We start from the raw sequence: 14,239 nt of genomic DNA, 5'->3' as shown, positions 1-14,239 counted from the left end.
GGTCATGCTCCCTGCGGCGCGGGTTCGTCGCCGTGGGTGGAGCGGTTGCCGTCTTGGCGGTCATGGTCCCGCGTGTCGGCAGGGGTGTCCTTGCCGCCGTGCCCGAACAGGCGGAGCACGACGACGAAGAACATCGGTACGAAGAAGATCGCGAGGATCGTCGCCGACAACATGCCGCCGACCACCGCCCGGCCGATCGCGTTCTGACCGCCGGCACCGGCCCCGGTGCTGATCGCCAGCGGCAGCACGCCGAAGACGAAGGCGAGCGACGTCATCAGGATCGGGCGCAACCGCAACCGCGCCGCCTCCACCGCCGCATCGACCGCGTTCATCCCATCGGCCATCCGTTCCTCGGCGAACTCCACGATCAGGATCGCGTTCTTCGCCGACACGCCGATGGTCGTGATGAGGCCGACCTGCAGGTAGATGTCGTTGTTCAGCCCGGTCAGCCACGCCGCCAGCAGCGCGCCCAGAATGCCCAGCGGCACGACCAGCAGCACCGAAATCGGCACCGACCAGCTTTCGTACAGCGCGGCAAGGCACAGGAACACGATTAGCAGCGACAGCCCGTACAGCGCCGGCGCCTGCCCGCCCGATAGCCGTTCCTCGAACGACAGCCCGGTCCATTCGAGCGCGGTGCCCGGCGGCAGCTTGGCATGGATTTCCTCCATCGCCTGCATCGCCGCGCCCGTGCTGAGCCCCGGTCCCGGCGACCCCTGCAGCTGCATCGCCGACTGCCCGTTATAGCGGGTCAGCGAAACGGGGGCGTTGGCCCATTCGAGGGTCGAGAAGGCGGTGAAGGGCACCATCTGTCCGGTGGCGTTACGGACATACAGGTCGCCGACATCCTCCGGCGCAAGGCGATAGGGCGCGTCGGCCTGCACATACACGCGCTTCACCCGACCGCGATCGATGAAGTCGTTGATGTAGCCGCCACCCCATGCGGTCGCGATCGTCGAGTTGACGTCGGCCAGGTCGAGCCCGAGGGCACGCGCCTTGTCCTCGTCGATCTTGACCTTCAGCTGCGGCGCATCCTCCAGGCTGAGCGGACGGACCTGCGCCACGCGCGGGTCCTGCGCCGCCATGCCCAGCATCATGTTGCGCGCCTGCACCAGCCGTTCGTGGCCGATGCCGCCGGTATCGACCAGCTGCACGTCGAAGCCGGTCGCATTGCCCAGTTCCTGCACGGCGGGCGGGACCAGTGCGAAGATCAGCCCATCCTTATACTGGCTGAACGCGCCCATCGCCCGGCCGACGATCGCCTGCGCCTTGTTGTCGGCACCGCTGCGCTCTTCCCACGGCTTCAGGTTGACGAAGACCAGACCGGCATTCTGCCCCTGTCCCGCGAAGCTGAAGCCGTTGATGGTGAAGACCCCGGCGACGTTGCCCGATTCCTGCTTCAGGAAATGGTCGCGGACCAGGTTCAGGCCCTTTTCGGTCCGGCTGCTTGTCGCACCCGCCGGCCCCTGCACCAGCGCTAGCACCGTGCCCTGATCCTCGTCAGGCAGGAAGCCCGAGGGAAGGCGCACGAACACCAGCACCATGCCCGCCACGATCAGCAGATAGACGAGCATCGACCGCTTCCAGCTGCGCGTGGTGCGCCGGACGCCGCCTTCATATTTGTGCTGACCGCGTTCGAACCGGTCGTTGAACCAGCGGAAGAAGCGCGCAAGCGGGCCGTTGCCCTGCTCATGCTTGTGCGGGTCGTGCGGCTTCAGGATCGTCGCGCACAGCGCAGGCGTCAGGATCAGCGCGACCAGCACCGACAACACCATCGCCGAGACGATCGTGATCGAGAACTGGCGATAGATGACCCCGGTCGACCCGCCGAAGAACGCCATCGGCAGGAACACCGCCGACAGGACGAGGCCGATGCCCACCAGCGCGCTGGTGATCTCGTCCATCGACTTGCGCGCGGCTTCCTTCGGGCTCAGCCCCTCGGTCTGGATCAGACGTTCGACGTTTTCGACGACGACGATCGCGTCATCGACCAGCAACCCGATCGCCAGCACCATGCCGAACAGCGTCAGCGTGTTGATGGTGAACCCGGCGACCGCCATGACCGCGAAAGTGCCGAGCAGCACCACCGGCACTGCGATGGTCGGGATGATCGTCGCGCGCCAGTTCTGGAGGAACAGGAACATGACGAGGAAGACGAGGACGACCGCCTCGATCAGCGTGTGGATGACCTGTTCGACCGACAGGCGGACGAACGGCGTGGTGTCGTACGGATAGATGACCTTCACGTCGCCGGGCAGGCCGCGGCCGATCTCCTCGGCGCGCTGCTTGACCAGCTTCACCGTGTCGAGCGCGTTGGCACCGGCGGCAAGGCGCACGCCGAAGCCCGAGGCGGGCTTGCCGTTATACTGCACGTCGAAGCCGTAATTCTCCGCGCCCAGCTCGACCCGCGCGACATCACCCAGCCGGACGACCGCGCCATCGGCATTGGTCTTCAGGCGGATATTGGCGAATTGTTCAGGAGTTTGCAGGCGCGACTGGACGCTGACCGTGGCGTTCAGCATCTGCTCCTTGGGCGCCGGCAACGCGCCGATCTGCCCGGCGGATACCTGCGCGTTCTGCGCCTGCACGGCCGACGTCACGTCGCCGACGGTCAGCTGGTAGCTGTTCAGCTTGATCGGATCGACCCAGATACGCATCGCATATTGCGCGCCGAACACCTGCAATTCGCCCACGCCCGATACGCGGCTGATCGGGTCCTGAAACTGCGACACGACCATGTCGGACAGGTCGTTGTTGCTGTGCGATCCGTCGGTCGACACGAGACCGACGACCAGCAGGAAGCTGGCGGCGGACTTGGTAACCTGAATCCCCTGGCGCTGGACCTCCTGCGGCAACAGCGGGGTCGCCGCCTGCAGCTTGTTCTGGACCTGCACCTGCGCGATGTCGGGATCGGTGCCCTGTTCGAAGGTCAGCGTGATCGTCACCGTCCCGGCCGAGGAAGACGAGGACGAGAAATAGCGCAGGTTATCGATGCCCTTGAGCTGCTGCTCGATGATCTGGGTCGTCGTGCGCTCCAGCGTCTCGGCATCGGCACCCGGATAGATGGCAGTGATCGCGACGGCCGGCGGCGCGATTTCGGGGAACTGCGCGATCGGCAGGCTGCGGATCGCGATGGCGCCGGCCAGCATCATCACGATGGCGATGACCCATGCGAAGATGGGCCGGTCGATGAAATAGCGTGACATGGGCGGTTACTTTGCCTGTGCCTGCGGGCCGCCGGCACCGGCCGGGGCGGCACCCTGCGGTGCCTGCCCCCCTGCCTGCCCGGCCGCCTGCGGCTTCCACGGATAGCCCTTGACCGGGGTACCCGGCTGCAACATCTGCGCGCCCTCCACGACGATCTTGTCGCCGGGGTTCAGTCCGCCGGTCACCAGCCACGCATCGCCCACGGTGCGCTGCGTCTGGAGCGGACGCGGGGCCAGCTTGCCATCGGCACCAATGACGAGGACGGTCGCCGCCCCCTTCGGATCGCGCGTCACCGCGCGCTGCGGCACCAGAATGCCGTTGGACTTCGTACCCTCGACCAGTTCGGCGCGGACATACATGCCCGGCAGCAACAGCCCGCGCGGGTTGGAGAAGACGGCGCGGATCACCTGCGTGCCGGTCGCCGGATCGACGGTCACGTCGGTGAACTTCAGCGTACCTTCCATCGGATAGGTGCTGCCATCCTCCAGCTTCAGCCGGACGCGCGCGGCATTGCCGCCGCGCGACAGGTCCCCGTCCATGATCTGCTGCCGCAGCTTGAGCAGGTCGGCGCTCGACTGCTGGATATCGACATACATCGGGTCGAGCCGCTGGATCGTGACCAGCGCGTTCGTCTGCGCCGCCGATACCAGTGCGCCCGTGGTGAACACCGACCGGCCGATCCGGCCCGAAATCGGCGCGGTGATCGTCGTGCGCGACAGGTCGATCTGCGCCTGCCGCAATGCCGCGCGCTGGGCAGCGATATCCGCCTCGGCCTGCTGCGCAGTGGTCACCGCATTTTCATATTCCTGCCGGCTGATCGCGTTGATCTTGACCAGCTCGCCATAGCGGCGCGCAAGGTTGCGGGTCGAGGTGATCGACGCCTGCGCGCGGGCCAGTGCCGCACGCGCGCTGGCGACCGTCGCCTGATAGGGCGAGGGATCGATGCGATAGAGCGGCTGGCCCTGCCGCACATAATCGCCTTCCTGGAACAGGCGCGCCAGGATCAGCCCATTGACCTGCGGCCGGACGTCCGACGTCTCATAGGCGGCGGTGCGGCCGGGCAGTTCGGTGGTCAGCGTCACCGGCTGCGGCTGGACGGTCACGAAACCGACCTGCGGTGGTCCCTGTGGCGCCTGCTGCTGCTGTTGCGACTCGCCACCGCTCCCGCAAGCCGAGAGAAGGAGCGCCAGTGCCAGTGGGGCCATGCGATTTTTCATGAACGTCCTCGACGGATGTGCTAAACGTGAGTGATCGATCACTCACACTTTGGGGCGGGTACGCTGCCAGGGCAGACGTGGCAAGAGGGTATAGGTGAACTGGAAGTGAATTTGTTGCAGTGCGGAGAGGCAGGTCGGGCCGGCCGGGCGGCGGCCCGGCGCGAACAACTGGTCAGCGTGGCCCGGCGGCTGTTCGCCGAACAGGGGTTCCACGGCACCGGAGTCGCGCAGCTCGCTGCCGAGTCGGGAATCAAGGTTGGGCAGATCTATCGCGATTTCGCCGACAAGGAGGCGATCGTCGCCGCGATCGTCGAAAGCGACCTCGCCATCTTCCTGAACGACCAGGACATGACCCGCGCCATCCAGACCCGCGACATTCCCGTGCTGCGCGAATGGCTGCGCGAGTTCCTGCGCTGCGGCAGCGACGGCGAACCCGATCCGCTGTTCGCCGAGATCATGGCGGAGGCCGCGCGCAACGATCGCATCCGGGTCATCGCGCACTCCATCAACCGCAGCGTATCGGGCGCATTGATGCGGGTGCTGGTCGCGCTTGCGCCGGACGATTCGCAGGCGGAAGAGCGGTCGCGGCTGTGCGACATGATCCTGACGATGGGCGCCGGCGTACTGTATCGCCGGATCGGCGACCCGGATTTCGAAGAGGCCGCGACCTTTCGCCGCCTGATCGCCGTTCTCGACGCGCATGTCGATGCGCTGATCGCACCGGGACCGGACCCGATCTTCGAAAACAACCGTTGCGGATTTGTGACGCCGCGATAGAGTTACCTCGCGCACTCCCTTGCGCGGTCGTCGCAGGCCCCGTCCGAACCCTCGGGCGGGGCTTGTCGCATCGGCGGCGATCACGCGATGCTCCGATCCAGCACAATGAACGACAACGGCACGCGCGGCAGGCCGAACCGGGGATCATCCATCGGAAAAGGCCGGGTTTCTCCGGTGCGGCGATAACCCTGGCGCTCATACCATGCGATCAGTTCGGCACGCGCGGCGATGACCGTCATCTCCATCCGAGTTGCGCCGTGATGCGCCCGCGCATGGTCCTCCGCCGCCGCAACGAGTCGCCGCCCCAGCCCTTCCGCCTGTCGATCGGGCCGTACCGACAACAGGCCCAAGGCCGACCGTCCCGTTCCGGCACGCTTTACCTCGACACAGCCGATCGCCATAACCCCATCGAACGCGATCAGGATCGCATGGTCGGGGTCGGCCATCGCATCGGCCAGTGCCGCCGGGTCGGTGCGCTGCCCGCCCAGCAGGTCCGCCTCATGCGTCCACCCGCCCCGTGCACTGTCGCCGCGAAACGCCGATTCGACCAGCGCGTGCAGCGCGGGGATATCCGCCGCGGTCGCGGGCCGGATCACCGGCCCCAGCCCCCGCCCATCGCCTGATACAGCGCGACCAGCGCGTTCAGCTGGTCGGCGCGGGTCTGTTCCAGCGACAATTCGGCGCTGAACAATGCCCGCTGCGCATCCAGCTGCTCCAGATAGGGGCTGTAGCCGGCGCGATAGCGGTTGGTCGCGTGGCGCAGCGCCTCTGCGGTCGCCGTCCGCTGCGTCTCCAGCGCGCGCCGCTGCGCCGCCAGCCGGTCGACCCCGGCCAGCGCGTCCTCGACCTCGCGGAACGCGGTCAGCACGCTGCGTTGATAGGCGAACGCCGCCTGGTCGCGCCGCGCGGTCGCGCCGTCATAATTGCCGCGCAGCTGCCCGCCCCGGAACAGCGGCGCCAGCACGCTCGCCCCGATCGACCAGATGCCGACCGGATTGGGCAAGGCGCTCGACAATACCTCGCCGGTCGATCCGGTCAGGCGCAGCTGCGGCAGGAACTGCGCGCGTGCGGCTGCCAGCGACGCATCGCTTGCCGCCAATGTCGCCTCGGCCTGCGCGATATCGGGGCGGCGGCGCAGCAGGTCGCTCGGCAAGCCGGCCGGGATCGGCGGTGGCACCAGCGCCGTGAGCGCCCGCCCGCGCGCGATGGCACGTGGCGGCGTGCCGGTCAGCAGCGACAACGCGTTCTCCTGCCGCCGCGCCAGCAACTCCAGCTGTGGCAGCGTCTGGGTCACGGCGGCATATTCCGCCTCCGCCTGCCGCAATTCGAGCTGCGAGGTATAGCCCGCCTCGGCGCGCGACCGGGCGATGCGCAGTGCCTCCCCGCGCGAGGCGATGGTGGCGCGCACCGTCTCGATCCGCGCGTCCAGCCCACGCAGCGTCACGTAACCGCTGGCGGTGGCCGCCGCGACCGACAGTCGCGCGGTATCGGCGGCGGCGGCGGCGGCATCGCCGGTCAGCCGCGCGGCATCGATCGTGTTGCCGATCCGCCCGAACAGGTCGACTTCATAGGCCGATTGGAACACCGGTTGCAGCGAGGTACCGGTGCTGGCCGTGCCGAAAGCGTTGAGCGCGCGCTGCTCGATCAGCCCGACCCCGGCGTCGAGCGTGGGAAAGCGCGCCGCCCGTGCGACCCGCTCCGCCGCCCGTGCCTCCGCCACCCGCGCGACCGCGACGGCGATGTCGGGATTGTTGGCCAGCGCCGCCGTGACCAGCCGCGTGAGTTCGGGATCGCCGAACGCCTCCCACCAGCTTGCCGCGACAGGCGCGGTGCCGGGCAACGTCGTGCGCCATGCCGTCGGCGGGGTGACGCTCGCCGCCTCGGGGCGCGGCCGCTTCGCCGGGGTACAGGCCCCCAGCACCGCGACCGACAGGAGGAGGACCCGCTTCATCGCGCCGCCGGCGAAGCGCCGCCCCGCGTGTCGACCCGCGCCTCGACCGACATGCCCGGCCGCAGCCGCTGGAACAGCGGATCATTCCGGTCGATCGCGATCCGCACCGGAATACGCTGCGCGACCTTCACGAAATTGCCCGTCGCATTGTCCGCCCGGATCACGGCGAACTCGTTGGCGGCGGCGGGTGCGATCCGCTCGACCCGCCCGTGCAGTTCGGCACGGTCGAGCGCGTCGACGCGGATCGTCGCGGGCTGTCCCTGCGCCATCCGCGCGGTCTGCGCTTCCTTGAAATTGGCGGTGACCCAGACGGTCGGCGGCACCAGGAACATCATCTGCGTGCCGGCCGTAACATATTGGCCCAGCCGCACCCCGACCTCGCCCAGCCGCCCGTCCTGCGGCGCGCGGATGACCGTGTTGGCAAGGTCGATCTCGGCCAGCCGTACCGCGGCCTTCGCATTCTCGACCGCCGCGTTCAGCCCGCCGCGTCCGACCGTCACCGTGCGTACCTGTTCCTGCGCGACGCTACGCTGCGCCTGTGCCTGTGCCACGCCGGCCTCTGCTGCGCGCAACGCCGCCAGCGTCTGGTCGCGTTCGCGCAGCGACACCGATCCCTCGCGGACCAGATCGTTGACGCGCGCCATGTCGGCCTGCGCGCGGGCCAGCTGCGCCCGTGCATTCTGCACCGCCGCGTCCTGCCCGCCGAGGCTTGCCTCGCTGGAGCGCTGGCTCTGCTGCGAATTGGCGAGGTTCGCCTGTTGCGCCGCCAGCTGGGCGCGCGCCTGTTCGACCCGCTGGCGATAGATGCGGTCATCGATCCGGGCCAGCACCTGCCCGCCCTTCACATCCTGAAAGTCGCGGACCAGCACCTCCGTGACATAGCCGTTTACCTGCGGCGCGATGATCGTCGTCTGTCCGCGAACATAGGCGTTGTCGGTCGCCTGGATCGCGCTGCCGAACGGCCACAGCCCCCAGGCGTACAGCGCCAGTGCGACGCCGCCCAGCAGCAGCGCGACGAAGCCGATCGTCGATTTCAACCCGCCGCGCGGCGGTGCCCAGCCCCGTGCGCGGGTCGGTTCCTGCGGCACCTCGACCGGATCGGCCAGCCGTTCTGCTTCGTCTCGGGAAAGTTGGGTATCGGTCATGACATCTGCTTCTGTCGCATCTGCTGCACGGCGGCGAGATCGCCGGCCAGCGGGTTCACGCCCTTCAGGCGGTAGCGCAGCCACAGCGCGCCCAGCCACACCACCATCGCCGCCGACAGCACGGCGACGCCAAGGAACACATCGTTATAGGCAAGGATATTGGCCTCGCGCGTCACCTGCTGCCCCAGCAGCCCCGCGCCCGACGCCTGTCGCAGCGTGGCATCGCCCAGCACGCGGGCATAGGCGCCGCCCAGCTGCTGGATGCGCTGCACCACCTGCGGGTCGGTGGCGGTCAGGCTCTGGGTCAGTTCGAACGCGTGATATTTCTCGCGCACGATCTGGAACGACCCCAGCAGCGCGGTACCGGCAAGGCCGCCCATCGTCTGCGAAATGCTGAAGATCGCCGAAAAGCTGATGATGTGACTCGGCCCCCGCGCCAATGCGCGGAAAATGCCGATCATGATCATCGGCCCCAGGAAATAGAGCGCGGCAAAGGCGATGATGCCCTGGCTCAGATACAGGCTCGACGGTCGGGTCAGGTTGGTCGAATCCGAATCCATCCACGCGCCGATCCCGATCAGCGCGACGGCGATCACCACGGGCTTGTAGAGGTCCTGCATGTTCAGCGTCTTTAGGCTGACGACGACCCCGACGATCGACGCCAGCGTCATGACGAGGCTGAGCGTCACCAGCTGGTCGTTCCCCATGCCGACCACGGTCAGCAGCCCGACCGTGCCAAAAGTCTGTTCGGACAACAGGATGCGCAGGCTGGCCGCGACGATCGCGAACCGGATGATGTTGCGCCCCAGCATCCAGCGCGTGTTGAGCAGCGGGTTGGCACGGTTGTGCTCGATCAGCAGCGCCCCACCGATCAGCGGGACGGCGGCGGCCAGCGCGTATCCGAGCCACGGCGTCGACCACCATTGGATACGCCCCTGCACCAGCACTGCGCAAAGCAACGCGACGCCGGGCGCCAGCAGCGCAAAGGTCAGGAAATCGATCTTCTCGAACGCCGGAGTCCGCTCCGACGGCGGCAGGCGCAGCAGCGCGACCGAGCCGAGGCACATCAGCGTCAGCCCCAGCTCGAACCAGAACAGTGCCTCAATCCGGCCATCGGCCAGCAGCAGCGGCGACAGCGTACGCGCCAGCGGCAACGCGACCTGCGACGCGCCGAACCCGATAATCATTCCGGACAATCGCGCGGCAGCGGGCAGTGCCTGCATGATATACAGGAAGCACAACGTCGTCAGCGCGCTGGCGACGACACCCGACGCGCCGCGCACCATCAGCTGCACGCCGTAGCTGTGCACGACCAGCTGCAGCACGTTCAGGATCAGGAAGGCGACCAGGAAGACGCGGGTGAAGCGCTGCATGCCAAATTGCTGGCGGAACTTGATGAGCAGCATCGACATGCACACGCTGGTCATCGAATAGATCGCGGTCAGCCACCCGCCCTCGACCGGCGTCAGCCCCAGCGACCCTTGAATCTGCGGCAGGTTCGCGATCAGCAGGCCGTTGTTGAACCCGCCGGTCACGCCCAGCAGGATACCGATCGCGAAATAGCCGACCCGCCGCCCGAACGGATGGTCGGGCGTCGCGGGGGATCCGGGCAGGAACGGCCGCTCATGCGGCTTGAATTCATACGCCGGGGCGATCGCCGTGGCTCCATATGGGGATATTGGTCCAGCAATAACTTGTTACGAAGCGGATCGTTCCGGGTGAGGAATGGATATGCCGGGATAGTTGCCGTCACGCCACAAGCGCCGCTGCAACGCTTCCGCTGGCGTCCCCGGTAACATCCGCTACCATCGCACCATGCGTATCCTGATCCTCTCCGCCGCGCTCCTCGCCTCGACCGCCACCGCCCAGACACCGCTCGAAGCCCCGCTGCCCCCGGTTCGGCCGTGGCACGGCGCCAGCGAGAAGCTGGTTGCGAAACCGAACGACCCGTGGATCACCCCGGCGGAGGCGAGCGGCTTCGTCACCACCCCCGATTATGCCGCGACCCACGCGTGGATCGACCGGCTGGTCGCCGCATCGCCGCTGCTGTCGATCGAGACGTTCGGCAAAAGCCCGCAGGGTCGCGACCTCTATGCCGTCCGCGCGCATAAGGGCACGACGCCGAAGCCCGTCCTGCTGGTCCAGGCCGGCATCCATTCGGGTGAGATCGAGGGCAAGGATGCCGGGTTGATGCTGCTGCGCGACATCGCGCTACACGGCAAGGACCGGCTGCTCGATCGGGTCGATCTGGTGTTCGTGCCGATCTACAATGTCGACGGGCATGAGCGATCGTCGCCGTTCAACCGCCCGAACCAGCGGGGCCCCAAGGACATGGGCTGGCGCACCACCGCGCAGAATTTGAACCTCAACCGCGATTACCTGAAGGCGGACGCGCCGGAGACGCAGGCGATGATCGGCCTGATCCGCCGGGTAAATCCGATCCTCTATCTCGACCTGCACGTCACCGACGGCATCGACCATCGCTACGACGTGACCTACGCCTTTTCCGGCTGGCGGGGCTATTATGCACGCTCGGCGGCGATCGGCCGGTTCCTCGACACGCGGCTGCGCCCGGCGATGGATGCCGCACTGAAGCGGAACGGGCACGTCCCCGGCTATTATGTCAGCACGCTCGACAACCGCGCGCCGGAAAAGGGCATGACGCAGGACGTCGACACGCCGCGTTTCTCGACCGGCTATGGCGATATCGCGCATATCCCGACCGTGCTGGTCGAAACGCATTCGCTGAAACCCTATCGCCAGCGGGTGCTGGGCACCTATGTCTTCGTCGAGGAATCGCTGCGGCTGGCGGGCGAGCGTGCTGCGGAACTGCGCGCCGCGATCGACGCCGACCGCGCATCACGCCCGACCAGCGTCGTCACATCGTGGAAGCAGACGCCGGAGCCGATCTACCGTGTCGATTTCCTGGGTCTGGCGCACGACACCTATCGCTCCCCCGCCTCGGGCCGCGACGAACTGCGCTGGCTGTCCAAACCGGTGACGTTCAAGATGCCGGTCTATGGCAGCAATCCCGACAAGACCGTTACCCTGCCCAAAGCATGGTGGGTGCCCGCCACCCTGCCCCATGTCATCGACCTGCTGAAGCTGCACGGCGTGACGGTCGAACCGATCACCGCCCCGCGCACGCTCGACCTCGACATGGCGCGCGCAACCGATCCGAAGCTTGGCAATGCGAACGAAGGCCATATCCCGCTGGACGCGACGATCGTCCACGAACGCCGCCGCGAAACCATGCCCGCCGGGTCGGTGCGCGTGCCCGCCGACCAGCCGCTGGGCCTGCTCGCCGCGTTCCTGCTCGAACCCGAGAGCGAGGACGGCGTGCTGGCGTGGAACATGGCGCCTGAAATGCTCCAGCGAACCGAATATATCGAAGGCTATGCGATCGCCCCGCTCGCCGACCGGATGCTGGCGAGCGATCCGCAGCTGAAGGCGGCATTCGATGCAAAGGTCGCCGCCGACCCGGCCTTCGCCGCCGATCCGACCGCGCGGCTGCAATGGTTCTATGCCCGCACGCCCTATTACGACCAACGCTACCTGCTGTACCCGGTCGGGCGCGACGTGAATTGACCGGATGCCGGGTGCGGTGGACATTCCGGCCAAATTGAACGAACCCTGTGCGCCGACCATCGTCATCCCCGCGCAGGCGGGGATCCATAGACGCAACGATCGCGGAAAGAGCCGAAGCGGTCGCGCATATGGATTCCCGCCTGCGCGGGAATGACGAACCGGGCCTGTCGGACACAACGTGTTCGATGCCCCAGAAGAATGTGATGGAGAGCCTGACCCCATGACCGCCCCTTCGATCATCGTCGTCGAGGACGATCCCGCGCTGCGCACGCTGACTGCCCGCGCGTTGCAGGAAAACGGCTATCACGTCCGCACCTGTTCGGCCGCGCCTGAAATGTGGCTGGCGCTGGAACAGGGGCCGGTCGACCTGATCCTGCTCGACATCATGCTGCCGGGCACCAGCGGCATCGACCTGTGCCGCCAGATTCGTCAGAACAGCGCGGTGCCGATCATCTTCGTGTCGGCGAAGGGGAGCGAGGTCGACCGCGTCATCGGCCTCGAACTGGGTGCCGACGATTATCTGCCCAAGCCGTTCGGTACGCGCGAGCTGATCGCCCGTGTCCGCGCCGTGCTGCGCCGGGGTGAGCTGAACGCGCAGGCGGCGCAGCGCGAGGAGGGCATCTACAGCTTCGAAGGGTGGACCGCGAACGTGCCCCGGCGCGAGCTGACCTCGCCCACCGGCGCGCAGGTCGACCTGACCGGCGCCGAGTTCGACCTGCTGGTCGTGCTGCTCGACCATGCGCAGCGGGTGATCGCGCGCGAACGGCTGATCGAATTGTCGCGCACGCGGCTGGGCGACAGTTCGGATCGCAGCATCGACGTGCTCATCAGCCGGTTGCGTCGCAAGCTGTCGACCGCCGGCGGCACCCCGCCGATCGTCACCGTGCGCGGCGTCGGCTATATGCTGAACGTGCCGGTCGAACGCCGTTGAAGCGGTTCCGGGCGCTCCCGGTCGGGCTGATCGGGCGGATCGTTGCGATCCTGCTGCTGACGATCGTCCTCGAATTCGGCGTGTCGGTGCTGCTATACGAACGCGCCAGCCAGTTTTCGGTGCGCGACGACGAAGCCCGCCGCCTCGCCGAACATCTCGTCATCGCGAGGCGCATCGTCGAGGAGCGCCCGGTCGACCAGCGCGCCGGCATGGCGACCGAGCTGACCACCGAACGCTATGCCGTGCAATGGCGCAGCTCCGCGCCCGAACTGCCCGCCAGCGGCACCGAACTGCGCGAGATGGAGCAGCAGATCCTCGCGTGGGAGCCGAGCCTTGCCCCCACCGGCCTGCACCTGACGCTGATCGGTCAGGGGCGGCGATCGGTGGTCAGCGGCGCATTGCAGCTGGAGGATGGCAGCTGGCTGTACTTCCGCACGCTCGAACCGCTGCGCGCCTTCGACCTCGCGATCGGGCGCATCCTGCTGGCGCTGATCCCGGCCATCGCGCTGATGGTGGTCGGCGGGTTGCTGGTCCGCCGTACGCTCCGGCCGATGCGCCAGCTGGCCGATGCGGTCGATCGCTTTGGGCCGGGCGGTGGATCGACCCTGCCGACGATCGAGGAAGCAGGCCCCAGCGAAGTCCGTCGCCTCGTCGTCGCGTTCAACGGGCTGCAGGCGCGTATCCACCGGCTGATCGACGAACGCACCCGCGCGCTCGCCGCAGTCGGCCACGACCTGCGCACCCCGCTCGCCCGGCTCAGGCTGCGCACCGACGCCATCCCCGACCGCGACCTGCGCGATACCGTGCAGAACGACCTGGCCGAAATGGAGGCGATGGTGACCTCGCTCCTCGCCTTTCTGGGTGGGGAAAGCGAGCCGGAGCGCGCGGTGCTGGTCGATATCGCGGTGCTGTGCGCCAGCATCGTCGACGATGCCGCCGACCATGGCCATGCCGCGACCTATGTCGGGCCCGACCATTTCGAACGTGCCGTGCGCCGCTCCAGCTTTCGCCGCGCCGTCACCAATCTGGTCGAGAACGCGATCCATTATGGCGGCGGCGCCACCCTGACCCTCGCCATCGAACAGGGCGCGACCGTGATCCGGATCGAGGATGACGGCCCCGGCATTCCCGACGAATCGCTGGGCGACGTGCTCGAACCGTTCGTCCGGCTCGACACCGCGCGCAAACGCGACACAGTGGGCTTCGGTCTCGGTCTGTCGATCGTGCAGCGCGCGGTGGAGGCGGAGGGCGGCCGGCTGGAACTGCGCAACCGCGATGCCGGCGGGTTGTGCGCCGCGATCGTACTGCCCGCGCCTTTTGCAGCGCGGCAATAATTCGTTACACGGCCGTCGAACGCAGCAAGATTGCGTCGTTTATATCATTTCTACGAACCGGTGGCCTTGGCGCCGCCGTCACGGTTTGG

At 67.6% G+C, this 14,239-nt stretch carries 10 protein-coding genes; 4 read left to right on the top strand and 6 right to left on the bottom strand.

Annotated elements, in window-relative coordinates; genetic code table 11:
• Positions 1-2 precede the first annotated feature (2 nt).
• Both ASE58_RS06825 and ASE58_RS06820 read right to left on the bottom strand, forming a co-directional pair.
• Positions 3-3,206 (bottom strand): efflux RND transporter permease subunit, encoded by a 3,204-nt coding sequence (locus tag ASE58_RS06825; RefSeq protein ID WP_055819098.1) that lies wholly within the window; start codon positions 3,204-3,206, stop codon positions 3-5.
• Positions 3,207-3,212: 6 nt separating this feature from the next.
• A complete protein-coding gene (locus ASE58_RS06820) occupies positions 3,213-4,424 on the bottom strand; it encodes an efflux RND transporter periplasmic adaptor subunit (protein WP_055819094.1) in 1,212 nt (403 codons plus the stop codon).
• 105 nt (positions 4,425-4,529) lie between these two features.
• Between ASE58_RS06820 and ASE58_RS06815 the strand changes: the two genes are divergently transcribed.
• Positions 4,530-5,201, top strand: coding sequence for a TetR/AcrR family transcriptional regulator (locus ASE58_RS06815; protein ID WP_162233511.1), 672 nt, complete (start codon positions 4,530-4,532; stop codon positions 5,199-5,201).
• 80 nt (positions 5,202-5,281) lie between these two features.
• Here the strand turns inward: ASE58_RS06815 and ASE58_RS06810 are convergent, their stop codons facing one another.
• The 4 genes from ASE58_RS06810 to ASE58_RS06795 are packed head-to-tail and all read right to left on the bottom strand — an operon-like array spanning position 5,282 to position 9,832.
• Positions 5,282-5,797, bottom strand: coding sequence for a GNAT family N-acetyltransferase (locus tag ASE58_RS06810; protein WP_235513523.1), 516 nt, complete (start codon positions 5,795-5,797; stop codon positions 5,282-5,284).
• The gene (locus ASE58_RS06805) at positions 5,794-7,152 is read right to left on the bottom strand and encodes an efflux transporter outer membrane subunit (protein ID WP_055819089.1); all 1,359 of its coding nucleotides are present in this window, start codon (positions 7,150-7,152) and stop codon (positions 5,794-5,796) included. The genes ASE58_RS06810 and ASE58_RS06805 overlap by 4 nt, the downstream gene beginning before the upstream one ends.
• Entirely contained in the window at positions 7,149-8,297 is a 1,149-nt protein-coding gene (locus tag ASE58_RS06800; RefSeq protein ID WP_055819086.1) for an HlyD family secretion protein, read from the bottom strand. Before ASE58_RS06800 ends, ASE58_RS06805 begins: the two co-directional genes overlap by 4 nt.
• Positions 8,294-9,832, bottom strand: coding sequence for an MFS transporter (locus tag ASE58_RS06795; RefSeq protein ID WP_235513522.1), 1,539 nt, complete (start codon positions 9,830-9,832; stop codon positions 8,294-8,296). Before ASE58_RS06795 ends, ASE58_RS06800 begins: the two co-directional genes overlap by 4 nt.
• Before the next feature lie 280 nt (positions 9,833-10,112).
• Here ASE58_RS06795 and ASE58_RS06790 point away from each other — a divergent pair, with 280 nt between their 5' ends.
• The 3 genes from ASE58_RS06790 (at position 10,113) to ASE58_RS06780 (ending at position 14,150) form a co-directional block, all read left to right on the top strand.
• Positions 10,113-11,885 carry a M14 family metallopeptidase gene (locus ASE58_RS06790; RefSeq protein WP_055819083.1) on the top strand — a complete coding sequence of 591 codons (1,773 nt, stop codon included), beginning with the start codon at positions 10,113-10,115 and terminating at the stop codon, positions 11,883-11,885.
• 220 nt (positions 11,886-12,105) lie between these two features.
• Positions 12,106-12,816 (top strand): response regulator, encoded by a 711-nt coding sequence (locus ASE58_RS06785; protein ID WP_055763130.1) that lies wholly within the window; start codon positions 12,106-12,108, stop codon positions 12,814-12,816.
• Positions 12,813-14,150 carry an ATP-binding protein gene (locus ASE58_RS06780; RefSeq protein ID WP_055819080.1) on the top strand — a complete coding sequence of 446 codons (1,338 nt, stop codon included), beginning with the start codon at positions 12,813-12,815 and terminating at the stop codon, positions 14,148-14,150. The genes ASE58_RS06785 and ASE58_RS06780 overlap by 4 nt, the downstream gene beginning before the upstream one ends.
• Positions 14,151-14,239: the final 89 nt, after the last annotated feature.

It is taken from the genome of Sphingomonas sp. Leaf9, assembly GCF_001421355.1.
Classification (GTDB): Bacteria; Pseudomonadota; Alphaproteobacteria; order Sphingomonadales; family Sphingomonadaceae; genus Sphingomonas.
Note: the sequence above shows the minus strand (reverse complement) of the source record. Positions and strands in the feature narration are given on the sequence as shown.